We start from the raw sequence: 12,024 nt of genomic DNA on the forward strand, positions 1-12,024 counted from the left end.
ATCCGGCGTGCCTTCAGACCAAGAATTGAATAACGAAAACGCTGAGACATTTTGTCCATCGGAATTACAGCAGATCAGAGACGCTGTGAACGAGTTGCGCGCATTGAATCCGACATGCGTATTAGCCGACGTTGTCGAGGAAAAACTGCGAGCGATCAAGGGTGATGCGCAACCCTTTCTGCCGGAATTTTCCGTTCAGGAACGCAGGTTCGGTTAGAGGAGGCGCGGACGGCGATCAATTCCATACCGACGTTGAAAAGATCACGGAGACGTGCCCTCGACTGACATAGCGAGGTGTAGGGGGAGGGACTTTCCCTCCCCATTATTGAGGCTCAATCGTAGAGGACTGCTGCGATCTTAGGATCGTTCATGTTCGACTTGTCATAATAGAAGAATCCCGTATCGATGACCTTATCGAGCTTCTCCCCTTTGAGCGCCTTCACGGCGGCTTCGACCGTCTTGTAGCCGATGCCGACCGGGTTCTGCGTGATGGCGCCCGCCATGAACCCGTCCTGGATCGCCTGCTTCTGCTGCTTACCGGAGTCGTAGCCAATGATGACGAGCTTTCGGTTCATTTCCTTGGCGCCGTTGACCACACCGATTGCCGAGCCCTCGTTCGCGCCGAAGATACCTTTGAGCTTCGGATTGGCCTGAAGAATCGACTTTGTGATCTCCGTCGACTTGAGATGATCGCCGGAGCCGTATTGAACGCTCACGATGTTGATCTTCGGGTATTTCTCCTTGATCCGGTTGACGAAGCCGTCACGCCGATCGATGCCTGTGCGACTGGTCTGGTCATGAACCACGAGGGCGATATCACCTTCGCCGCCGATGAGTTCGGCCATCTTGTCCGCTGCCAGCGCCGCTGCGGCAAGATTATTCGTCGCTGCGGTTGTGAGCGGGATATCGCTGTCGACGCCGGAATCGAAGGCAATCACCGGAATCTTGGCCGCCTGTGCCTTTCGTAACAGAGGAATAGCTGCTTGACTGTCAAGAGCCGCGAAGCCGATGGCCTTCGGGTTTTTGGCCAGAGCGGCAGAGAGCATGTCGATCTGCTTGTCGACCATGGTTTCGCTGTCAGGACCCTCGAACGTGATCCGCACGTCGTTGTCCTTGGCAGCTTGCTCGGCACCGGCCTTCACGGCCTGCCAGAATTGGTGTTGGAAACCCTTTGAAATAAGGGGAATGTAGGTTTCCTGCGCCGTCGCGGGACTGGCGAGGCCGATAAGAGCGCCGATGCCGATGGCACCGATCAGAGAGCGTCTATTCCACATGTTTTCCTCCTTGGGTCGTTATTTGTTGGTTCCAGTTCGCGAACTGGATAAGCGTCCATAAGAGTCGGTCAGTTGCGTGGCGTTGCCTCCTTCGTAGCCGAGGGGTGCGGTATCCTTAGCCTCTGCGGCGCAGGATGTCGGCATAGACGGCGAGAATGATGATGATCCCCGTCACGACGGTCTGCCATTCCTGCGCGACGGATAGGATTCTCAGCCCGTTCGTGAGCACGCTGATGATGAGCGCGCCGATGATCGTGCCGAGAATGGTGCCGCGCCCACCGCTGAGGGACGTGCCGCCGATGACAACGGCGGCTATGGCGTCGAGTTCATAGCCCTGGCCAAGCGCAGGCTGTGCGGAGTTCAGACGGGACGCAATAATGAGACCGGCGATGCCGCAGATCGAGCCGGAGAGCGTATAGACGATAATCTTCCAGAAATCGGTGTTGACGCCGGACAGACGAACCGCCTCCTCGTTGGATCCGAGGGCGAATGTATATCTGCCGAGCGCGGTCCGGGTCAGGATGATGCTCGAGACGATGGCGACAATGAAGAGGATGAGAACGCCGTTAGGGATCGGAAGAAATGGCAGGATTGCCCCGATGAGCGATTCCTGAGAAATCATGGGAAAGCTGGGCGTATCATTGAAATAGATGGGGCGCGTCCCGGAGATAACGAGCGCCAGTCCCTTCAGAAGCATCATCATGCCGAGTGTCGCAATGAATGGAGGGACCTTCATCTTGGCGATAATCGTGCCTGACACGGAGCCGCACAGGCCGCCGGCCGCAATGGCCGCGATGATGCCCACAGGCAGCGGTAGACCCCAGTAAGTCAGAAAGACGCCCGCAATGACCGCGCAGAAGGTCATCAAGGTGCCAACCGACAGATCGATGCCGCCGGTGATGATCACGAACGTGGCGGCAACGGCGAGGACACCGTTTACGGCTGTGGCCTGCAGGATGCCGATCAGGTTATCTCTTTGGAGAAAATTCTCGGAGGCGATACTGAAGACCGCCATCAGCACGATCAGGCTCGCAAAGGCGAGGATCTTCTGCCACGTGCCCTGACTGAATACGGCGGATTTCGTGATCGTTCCGGCTTCTTGTTCGGCAAGGGTCGTCACGTGGTTGATTCCCTTATCATCGCATCCGCGGCGTCTGTCGTTATGCTTTGTCGTTGCGTGGCGAGCCGCATGATGTCCTCCTGCGTCGCCCCTTCGGCGGGCAATTCACCGGTGAGACGTCCTTCGCACATCACGGCAATTCGGTGGCTCATACGAAGGATCTCGGGAAGCTCGGAGGAAATCATGACAATGGCGCGGCCTTGGGCGGCCAGGGCGTTCAGAAGCTTGTAAATTTCGTTCTTCGCACCGACGTCGATTCCGCGTGTCGGCTCATCGAAAAAGAGGATCTCGCAATCCCGCGCGAGCCATTTCGCGATCACGATTTTCTGCTGATTGCCGCCAGACAGAAACCGGACTTCCTGAGAGTCTGAGGGGGTCTTGATGCGCAACTGCCTGATATAGGCGCGCGCCGTCTCCCGGATTGCCCGGACCTTTAGAAAGACGTGCATGGAGAGGAAGCGGCCCAGGCATGGCATCACGATATTGGTCGCGACGTCCATGCCTGTCGCGAGCCCGAACCGCTTTCTGTCCTCGGAGAGGTAGCCAATGCCTAGCCGCACGGCGTCCTCAGGCGATCCGATTTCAACAGGCTTGCCGCGGACGAGGATTTCACCACCATCGATGGGATCGGCACCAAAGATCGCTCTCGCGACTTCGGTCCGTCCCGCGCCCATCAGGCCGGCAAAGCCAAGGATTTCACCCTTTCGCAAATGAAAGCTGACATCACGAATAGCCGAGCCCCGACTGAGGTTGCGGACCTCCAGCATGACCTCGTGACGCGACAGATCCGGAACTTCCGATTTCGTCTCGGTCAGGCTGCGACCAACCATCATGGAAATGATGGTGTCAATCGTCGTGGAGGCCGTCGGGACCGTTCCGACATACTCGCCGTCGCGCATGACGGTCACGCGATCGGAGATCTCCTTCAGCTCATCCATCTTATGAGAGATATAGACGATGCCCACGCCGTTGGCCTTGAGCTGGCGGATGATGCTGAACAATTCCAGTATCTCCGACCTGTTCAGGGCGGCTGTCGGCTCGTCCATGATCAGGACCCGGGATCTGAATGACAGGGCCTTGGCAATCTCGACCATCTGTTGCTTGGCGACGGTCAATTCGCCAACCTCGACGCGCGGGTCGAGCCTCAGGTTCATGTGTTCGAGAATATCCGCAGTATTCCTGTTGAGGGCGTCCTCATCAAGGAAAAGCCCGAAAGCGCGCCTCGGCTCACGGCCAATAAAGATGTTCTGCGCGGCCGTGAGGTCATTCATCAGGTTGAGTTCCTGATGAATGATGCTGATACCCAGATCTTGCGCAGCACGAGGCGAGGTGATGTCGACCGGAATGCCATCGATGCAGATCTCCCCGGCGTCCTTTTTGTAGATGCCGGCGAGGATCTTCATCAGGGTCGATTTTCCTGCGCCGTTTTCCCCCATGAGAGCATGAACCTCGCCGGGAAGGAGTTCAAACCGCGCCTGCTTGAGCGCCTGTACGCCAGGGAATGCCTTGTCCAGATTCGCGATTGTAACGAGCGGCATCATGGAGCCGCGCTCCTCGGACGGGCGGGCGCGCGACTTCGTGCCGGTGCGGTGATGGGCAGGACATTGCCCCTGATCCGCATATGCTCCTCCCGACCGCCACCCTTCGACGATCCGAGCCTCTTAGGATCCTACCCGACACTCACAGAGTGTGAGGGGACTAAAGATCCTGAGGCTTCCTCTTATGAAAAGATGATATTCATGAAGAACGAAACGAGGCAACTGAAATAAAATTTCATGTCGAGCTGGCGCCCCCAAAACGTGGCGACGGCATTTGCCGAAAGAGGGCCAACCGTAACGGCGATCATGTAATTACGTGTCATCGTCTATCGGGACGGATCCAGCATACTTGTCGCGAGAGGTCGATCTCAGGATTGCGTCGGCCGATTGCCTGCCGGGCGGAAGTGTCGGCGATGTGCCCAAGAGCGGCCCCGGTTCATGTAACTGTGTCTAGACCTGCTGCTCTCTGCGCAGCGTGATGGAATTTATCGCAGACTTTGATGCGTGGAAGGTCTCTTGCAATCTTGCTGACCCTTCAGGGTTGGCTAAGATCCGGTGCCGGTCGATTACCGAGGAGAACAATATGCTTTATCGCACAACAGCCGCCAGCTTCACACTTCTCACCATGATGAGTGTTGCCTCCGCAGAGACGCTCGTCGTCTGCACCGAAGCGAGCCCTGATTACCTTAATCCGCAGTTCTCGACGGCTAACACCTCCTTCGATGTCGCGGGCCAGATCTACAATCGCCTCGTTGAGGTCGAGCGGGGCGGTTCGAAGATCGTCCCTGGTCTGGCGGAGTCATGGACGATCTCGGATGACGGGCTCACTTATACGTTTAAACTCCGCAAGGGTGTCAGCTGGCAGTCCAGTCGCTCATTCAAGCCAACTCGGCAATTTAATGCCGACGACGTCATTTTTACGTTCCATCGCATGATGGATGACAAGCATCCATTCCATGGCGTAGGACGAGGAAGTTACGAGTATTATGCGAGTCTCGCGGCTCCCTTCATAAAGTCGATCGATAAGGTCGACGATTATACTGTCCAGTTCGTACTCAAAGAGCCACAAGCTGCGCTGCTTGGCGTCCTCTCCGTCGAGCCCATGTCCATTTTCTCCGCCGAGTACGCCGATGCCATGCAGAAGGCGGGAACGCCGGATCAGGTCGATCAGGCTCCGGTCGGAACTGGACCCTTCAGCTTCGTTGCTTACCAGAAGGATGCGACGGTTCGTTTCAAGCGTTTCCCGGAGTACTGGGGGGAGGCTGCAGGCTTACCGGATCGCACTGCGCAGGTGAGTGATCTGGTATTCGTCATTACGCCGGATGCCAGCATCCGCTATGCCAAGGTGAGGACCGGTGAGTGCCATATCGCGCGCTATCCAAATCCCGGTGATCTGGCGTCGATGAAGGCCGACGCCAATCTGAATGTTCTGTCCGGCACGATTGCCGATATGAGCTATCTTGCCTTCAATAATCAAAAGAAGCCGTTCGATGATCGTCGGGTTCGCGAGGCGTTGACCTATGCGACCAACATCCCGGCTCTCGTGGAGACGGTCTATCAAGGAACCGGCACGCCGACGGCAGCGCTCATTCCACCCACCCTGTGGGGGCATAGCGATGAGGTCAAGGTTCGCGCATACGATCCCGAGAGAGCCAAGAAGCTTCTCGCGGAAGCTGGCTTTCCGGACGGCTTCAAGACCACTCTCTGGGCTATTCCGGTGGTCAGGGCCTACATGCCGAATGGACGTCGTGCCGCCGAGCTGATTCAGGCTGACTGGGCCAAAGTGGGCGTGCAGGCCGAGATCAAGTCCTATGAATGGGGCGAGTATCTCAAGCGTACACGCCAGGGCGAGCACGACGTCGCCATGAGCGGCAGTACGTGGGATTATCCCGACCCGAGCCAGATCCTGACTTTGAGCTGGAGCTGCGATGCCGTCGCCACCGGAGGAAACCGGGCGCGCTGGTGCAACAAGGACTTCTCGGACAAGCTGGCTCGTGCGAACTCCATCAGCGACCAGGCCGAGCGCACGAAGCTCTACCTTGAGATCCAGAAGATCTTCCAGGACGACTCGGCGTCTCTTCTGTTTGCCAACGCCCAAGCATTCACGCCGGTCCGCAAGGAAGTCTCCGGCTACAAGATGCATTTCTTCGGTGGTCAGCCCTTCTACGGGGTGTCCCTGAAGAAATAGGCCGCGTGATGAAGCCCTATGTCCCGACGTAATTCGGGACATAGGCGCTGCGTGAATCCTAAGGGGTCCCAGGATCCTGGTTATGATGAGATGAAGAGAGCAGAAACGCTATGACGGTTGAAGTGGAATGGGCGCGAATGACGGCGCCTGAGCTCAAGGTTCTGGCAGGGCGCCCCAACGCATTGGCTGTGCTTCCAGTCGGCTCGCTTGAGCAGCATGGGCCGCACCTGCCGGTGATTACTGATACGGCGAGCGCCAGTGCAGCGGCAATCCGAGCGGCACGATCGGTCGCTCACGATATCCCCGTTGCCGTTCTCCCGGGGCTCTGGCTCGGCATGAGCGAACACCATTTCCCCTTCGGTGGCACCATCAGCCTCGACTATGATGCATATCATGGGATTCTCCGCTCCATCGTGCGTTCGCTCAAGGCTCTCGGCTTCAAGCGCCTTTTGATCGTCAACGGTCACGGCGGCAACATCGACCCGTTGGCAGTTGCCGTACGTGAGCTTGCGGTCACTTTCGCGATGCCGATTGTTGCGACGACGCCATGGATGCTGGTCCCGGACGAGATTGCGGCTATCGCAGAAACCGAAACACCCAAGCATGCCTGCGAGGGTGAAGCCTCCGTGATGATGGCGATCGCCGGCGACATCGTGCGGACAGACAAGTTCGACGAGGCGGTGCAGCAGGCGCCCAAACGTGTGGAATCGCCTCGCGGCTTCTCGCGTTTCTATTCCTTCTCCGAGCGGGCTCCGGTCACCGGTACTTGGGGAGATCCGCGGCCTGCAACCGCGCAGAAGGGAGAGCGCTTTCTGAATGCTCAGGCCAAGGTATTGGCGGAGAGCATGCTGGATCCGCATCTATGGTCGGTGCCGGACCCTGTCTGGCAAGAGGATCGCGGCCAGGGAACGACCTCCGGAAGAGCCGATCACGGTTGACTATGGTGAATTGGTTCTGATTTTCCGCAAGGATCTTCATCTGGTCACTGTCCCGCAACGGGCAGTGACCAGGCGGCAACATAGTCGCGAAACTCTCGCATGAATGTCGTGGCCAGTCCGGAGGCAGAGTGCTGAGGCGCGCGCAGAGCGACGAACCCCGCGTCGATGAACGGCGTGAATGGTTTCGCAACAATGCCCTTATCGAGGAACTCCGCTGCGGAGTAAGGATCGACGATACTGATACCGCCGCCTTCCGCGACGAGAAGGCAGGCAATGTGCGATAGGGGTGTTTCGAGCGAGATCCGCCGCGAAGTCCCTGCGAGAGCCGTATCGATCCGGGATCGAAAGAGAGTGCCTCGACCAATTCCCACGAAGCGTTCGTCGTGCAGGTCCTCCGGGGTGACGGACTGATGTCCCGCCAACCGGTGGCCTTTTGGCATGATCGCCACAGCCGCCAGGGGAATGATTTCCACCTCGAGTCCGACCCGGTCCAACGGACTATCGGCATAGCCGAAATCGGCCTGTCCGCCGGCTACGGCGTCCGTCACGAGGTGCGAGGGAATTCCACTGATCGAGATGTGGACATCCGGTCTGCGGATGGAGAAACGGGCCACAAATCGCGTCAGGAGGCTGCCGGCAAGAGCCGGCATTGCGGCGATGCGGAGTGAGCCGGCCGTTTGTGCGCGGAGGGCTTGGGCGAATGTTGCTATCCGCGATAGTCCGACGAACGAGCGCTCCACCTCGGCGAGCAGGGCCGTTGCCTCGGCGGTAGGGATGATATGGTTTCCACGCCTCTCGAAGAGCACAAGCCCCGTGGCATGCTCAAGGCTCTGGACGAGGCGGCTGATAGCCGGCTGGGTTACGAAAAGGGCCTCGGATGCGCTTGTTATACTCCCGGTGAGCATAACCATTCGAAAGGCCTCGATCTGGCGAGGGCTGATATCCACTTGTGGTGCCTAAGCATAATGTCAAAGCATGCTAGAATGAATAAAACTGATTTGACCTTATGGAAAGCTGCGCGTGATTGTTGCCGAGGTGCTTTCGGACGGGTCGGCATCGACCAGCCGTTGGCCGCTGAAACCAAGAGAGGGAGAGAGATTATGAACAGGTTGGGAGTCTTTGGGGCAGCTGCCCTCGGGATGTTGGTTGCCACCAGCGTGGCGGCGCAGGAGAAGACCGTGAAGATCGCCACCGAGGGCGCCTATGCGCCGTGGAACTTCACCGGTGCCGGCGGCAAGCTGGAAGGGTTCGAGATCGACCTCGCCAACGACCTGTGCGCGCGCATGAAGGTGAAGTGCGAGATCGTGGCGCAGGATTGGGACGGCATCATTCCGGCGCTCAATGCCAAGAAGTACGATGCCATCATGGCCGGCATGACCATCACCGACAAGCGTAAGGAAGTGATCGATTTCTCCATTCCCTATGCGGATACGCCAAGCAACTTCCTGGCGGCGAAGGACTCACCGCTCGCCAAGATGCCGGGGACCGGTTCGGCCTATAACCTCGGCACGCAGCAGGCGGATGCCGAGAAGGCGATCGAGGCCCTCAAGCCTCTCCTGAAGGGTAAGACCATCGGCGTGCAAACCGCGACGATCCAGGCCAACTTTGCCGACAAGTACCTGAAGGGCACCGCCGAGATCCGCGAATATAAGACCACCGAGCAGCATGACCTCGACTTGGCAGCCGGCCGCATCGATGGTGTGTTCGCGGGAGCCGCCCAGATCATCGGCACGCTGGAGAAGCCTGAGTTCAAGGATTATGCCGTCGCTGGGCCATCGCTCACGGGCGGCGTGCTTGGTGCAGGCATTGCCGTGGGCCTTCGCAAGGACGAGACAGAGCTGAAGAAGAACTTCGACAATGCGATCCAGGCCGCCATCAAGGACGGTACGATCCAGAAGCTCTCGCTGAAGTGGTTCAAGACCAACATCACACCTCAAAGCTAATGTTGGCCATGCCTAGCGGGCGCTTGCGAGCGCCCGCATCTGCGGGTGATGAGGAATGACAGTCAATCGACGATATCCGGACCCCGACATTGTCATTGTCGGCGGCGGCCTGATGGGCGCGTGCCTGGCCTGGGGGCTTTCGCAGCAAGGGTTGCGGGTATGCGTTCTGGACGAGGGTGATATTGCGCTCCGGGCATCGCGAGCGAACTTCGCCCTTGTCTGGGTGCAAGGAAAAGGAGTCGGGTTTCCAGCCTATACCGCCTGGACGAAAGGCGCGGCAGGGGCGTGGCCTGGGCTCGCTGCGGATCTCAAGTCCGAAACGGGGATAGATGTTGGGCTCGATCAACCTGGCGGCTTCACCCTCTGCCTTTCCGATCGGGAGCTTCAGGCGAGCGTCGATGCGCTGGAACGCCTGCACAATCAGCCCCACGCGGTAGCGCACCCATATGAGGTTCTCGACCATTCCCAGACGAAGTTGCGTTTGCCTGCGATCGGGCCTGAAGTGAGCGGGGCAATCTACTGCCCGCTTGATGGACACGTGAACTCGCTTCGATTTTTCAGGGCCCTGCATGCCGCCCTGAAAGTGCGCGGCGTGGATTATCGTCCAGGGCACGCAGTGGCAGCCGTCGAGCCGAAGGAGGGCGGGTTCCTGCTGAAGGGCCCTTGGGGTGAAGTTCGGGCTCCGAAAGTTGTTCTCGCAGCCGGGCTCGGCAATGCTCATCTCGCTTCCATGGTGGGACTAGAGGCACCGATGAAGCCCAGCCGGGGGCAGATCATCGTCACGGAGAAGGCGTCTCCCTTTCTTCGCTATCCCGTCGTCACGGTCCGCCAGACCGACGAGGGCGGCGTCATGATCGGCGACAGCGAGGAGGCGAACGGCGCGAGCCTGGCGATCGACCATGGAATCTCGTCTGTCATGGCGGACAGAGCCGTCAGAATGTTTCCGATTCTGGCGGACTTGAATGTCGTGAGAACCTGGTCTGCCTTTCGGGTCATGACGCTGGACAGCTATCCCGTCTACGAGCAATCTCAAACCTGTCCCGGCGCCTTCATTGCCATGGCGCATTCAGGGGTCACCCTGGCGCCGCAGCACGCTTACATCCTGGCGCGCGCAATCGCTGCTGGTGCGATCCCTCAGGATGTATCCGTCTTTGGAACAAGGAGGTTTCATGTTCCGGCGCGCGCCTGATCGTATGAGGGACCAAGTGACCTTCACCTTCGACGGAAATCCGATTGTCGCGGCCGCCGGAGATAGCGTCGCCGCTGCGCTCCTCGCAGCCGGTATCCAGGCCTGCCGCACGACACCGGTTTCGGGCGCACCGCGAGGGCCCTATTGCATGATGGGCGTTTGCTTTGAATGTCTTGTCAGGATCGACGGCGTCGGCAATCGGCAGGGATGTCTCGTGCCGGTTCGTGAAGGAATGAAGGTCGAGACGCAGAAGGGCTCGTATGCTCTGCCGGCGGAGGCCGGGCAATGATGGTCGGAGTAGAGAGCGCGCAGATCGGCAGGATCGACGACTTGGCCGGCGACTACGATGTCGTCGTCATTGGCGCAGGGCCGTCAGGGCTCCGTGCGGCGACAACTGCGTCGGAGTTCGGTGCTCAGGTGCTCCTTGTTGACGAGAACCAAACTCCCGGCGGTCAGATCTATCGATCCGTGCTGCGCGCTCAGGAGGCGGATCGTCGGCGGCTCGGAGAGGATTATTGGCGAGGGCGAGCGATTGCCGAAGCGTTTCTTCGCTCAGATGCGCATTATTCTCCTATGACAACGGCGTGGAGCATCGTCCCGTTTCACGGTGAATCCGGCGAGATCATCGGTCACGAAGTCGGAATTTCCGCAGCCGGAAAGACACGCCTGATCCGCACGAAGCAGATCGTGCTCGGCACGGGTGCGCTCGAGCGGCCCTTTCCTGTTCCCGGATGGACGCTTCCAGGCGTGATGACGGCGGGCGCCGCCCAAATTGCGCTGAAAGCATCGGGTTTGATTCCGGAGGGCCGGGTGGTCATCGCCGGAACCGGCCCGCTTCTATATCTCTTGGCTGCCCAGTTGATCGACGCAGGCGCGACGATTTCCGCCGTTCTTGACACGACACCGAAGGCCAACTGGCGGAAGGCCTTGCGCTACCTTCCGGAGTTCCTGGCTTCTCCCTATGCCATCAAGGGGATGAAGCTCCTTTGTAGCGTATTGCGGCGTACGAAGGTCGTGCGATGGGTTTCATCGCTTTCTGCGGAAGGAGAGGGCGCGCTGAAGGAGGTCGTGTGGCGTGCCAACGGGAGAGAGCAGCGTGTGCCAGCTGATATCCTGCTGCTGCACCAGGGCATCGTGCCCAATATCAACTTCTCAAACGCTTTGGGTTGCGAGCACGAATGGGATGAGCGGCAACTCGCCTTCCGACCGCGCGTCGACAAATGGTATAGAACGTCCGTTCCTGGAATTGCGATCACTGGGGACGGGGCGGGAATCCAGGGTGCTGAAGCGGCGGCGCTTCAGGGAGCGCTGGCGGGCCTCGGTTGCGCGGTTCGCCTCGGATTGATCGACATCGAAAGCGGGGAGCGGCGGGCAGCCCCATTAAGATCACAGCTCAGGAAGGCCTCGCGGGGCCGCGCATTCCTTGAGGTTCTGTACCGGCCGGCCGAGAGCTTCAGGATCCCTCAGAACCCGAACACCATCGTGTGCCGTTGCGAGGAGATTTCAGCCGGCCAGATCCGCTCCTCGGTCGATGCCGGTGCCATCGGGCCGAACCAGATGAAAGTATTCCTGCGCACCGGTATGGGGCCCTGCCAAGGACGCCTCTGCGGGCTGACCGTCACTGAGCTCATTGCGAATGAGCGTGGAGTAGGGCCGAACGAGGTCGGCTATTATCGCCTTCGCTTTCCCATCAAGCCCCTGCGGCTGAGTGAGTTGGCCTCCTTGCCGCAATCAGAGGCCGCCAAAGCCGCGGTTCTGGCTGATCTGGCCGACACGCATCCCCCGAAGAATGGTCGAGGTGAGCGTCTATAGGCAAGAACGCGAAGCCCGAGGA

10 protein-coding genes are annotated in these 12,024 nt (G+C 59.2%); 6 read left to right on the forward strand and 4 right to left on the reverse strand.

The window, feature by feature from the left end; all coding sequences use genetic code 11:
• Nucleotides 1–332: 332 nt before the first annotated feature.
• From K9B37_RS10875 to K9B37_RS10885, 3 genes are all read right to left on the reverse strand, one after another.
• Nucleotides 333–1,274 (reverse strand): ABC transporter substrate-binding protein, encoded by a 942-nt coding sequence (locus tag K9B37_RS10875; protein ID WP_224313107.1) that lies wholly within the window; start codon nucleotides 1,272–1,274, stop codon nucleotides 333–335.
• A 115-nt stretch (nucleotides 1,275–1,389) separates the two neighbouring features.
• Nucleotides 1,390–2,361 carry an ABC transporter permease gene (locus K9B37_RS10880; RefSeq protein ID WP_224313309.1) on the reverse strand — a complete coding sequence of 324 codons (972 nt, stop codon included), beginning with the start codon at nucleotides 2,359–2,361 and terminating at the stop codon, nucleotides 1,390–1,392.
• 29 nt (nucleotides 2,362–2,390) lie between these two features.
• Nucleotides 2,391–3,935, reverse strand: a complete 1,545-nt coding sequence (locus tag K9B37_RS10885; RefSeq protein ID WP_224313108.1) for a sugar ABC transporter ATP-binding protein — start codon at nucleotides 3,933–3,935, stop codon at nucleotides 2,391–2,393.
• Between the two features lie 580 nt (nucleotides 3,936–4,515).
• On the opposite strand from K9B37_RS10885, the gene K9B37_RS10890 reads away from it, so the two are divergent.
• On the forward strand, nucleotides 4,516–6,120 hold the full coding sequence (locus K9B37_RS10890) for an ABC transporter substrate-binding protein (RefSeq protein WP_224313109.1): 1,605 nt from the start codon (nucleotides 4,516–4,518) through the stop codon (nucleotides 6,118–6,120).
• 110 nt (nucleotides 6,121–6,230) lie between these two features.
• The gene (locus tag K9B37_RS10895) at nucleotides 6,231–7,058 is read left to right on the forward strand and encodes a creatininase family protein (protein ID WP_224313110.1); all 828 of its coding nucleotides are present in this window, start codon (nucleotides 6,231–6,233) and stop codon (nucleotides 7,056–7,058) included.
• Nucleotides 7,059–7,102: 44 nt separating this feature from the next.
• On the opposite strand, the gene K9B37_RS10900 is transcribed toward K9B37_RS10895, so the two are convergent.
• Nucleotides 7,103–8,005, reverse strand: a complete 903-nt coding sequence (locus tag K9B37_RS10900; RefSeq protein WP_224313111.1) for a LysR substrate-binding domain-containing protein — start codon at nucleotides 8,003–8,005, stop codon at nucleotides 7,103–7,105.
• A 153-nt stretch (nucleotides 8,006–8,158) separates the two neighbouring features.
• Here K9B37_RS10900 and K9B37_RS10905 point away from each other — a divergent pair, with 153 nt between their 5' ends.
• From K9B37_RS10905 to K9B37_RS10920, 4 genes are read left to right on the forward strand one after another with little or no spacing between them, the layout of a single operon-like run.
• Complete coding sequence (locus K9B37_RS10905; RefSeq protein WP_224313112.1) at nucleotides 8,159–9,001, forward strand: lysine/arginine/ornithine ABC transporter substrate-binding protein; 843 nt, start codon at nucleotides 8,159–8,161, stop codon at nucleotides 8,999–9,001.
• Between the two features lie 55 nt (nucleotides 9,002–9,056).
• Entirely contained in the window at nucleotides 9,057–10,190 is a 1,134-nt protein-coding gene (locus K9B37_RS10910; RefSeq protein ID WP_224313113.1) for an NAD(P)/FAD-dependent oxidoreductase, read from the forward strand.
• A complete protein-coding gene (locus K9B37_RS10915; protein ID WP_224313114.1) occupies nucleotides 10,171–10,479 on the forward strand; it encodes a (2Fe-2S)-binding protein in 309 nt (102 codons plus the stop codon). Before K9B37_RS10910 ends, K9B37_RS10915 begins: the two co-directional genes overlap by 20 nt.
• Entirely contained in the window at nucleotides 10,476–12,002 is a 1,527-nt protein-coding gene (locus tag K9B37_RS10920) for an NAD(P)/FAD-dependent oxidoreductase (RefSeq protein ID WP_305072152.1), read from the forward strand. Before K9B37_RS10915 ends, K9B37_RS10920 begins: the two co-directional genes overlap by 4 nt.
• Nucleotides 12,003–12,024: the final 22 nt, after the last annotated feature.

Source organism: Microvirga puerhi (genome assembly GCF_020089865.1).
Taxonomy (GTDB): domain Bacteria; phylum Pseudomonadota; class Alphaproteobacteria; order Rhizobiales; family Beijerinckiaceae; genus Microvirga; species Microvirga puerhi.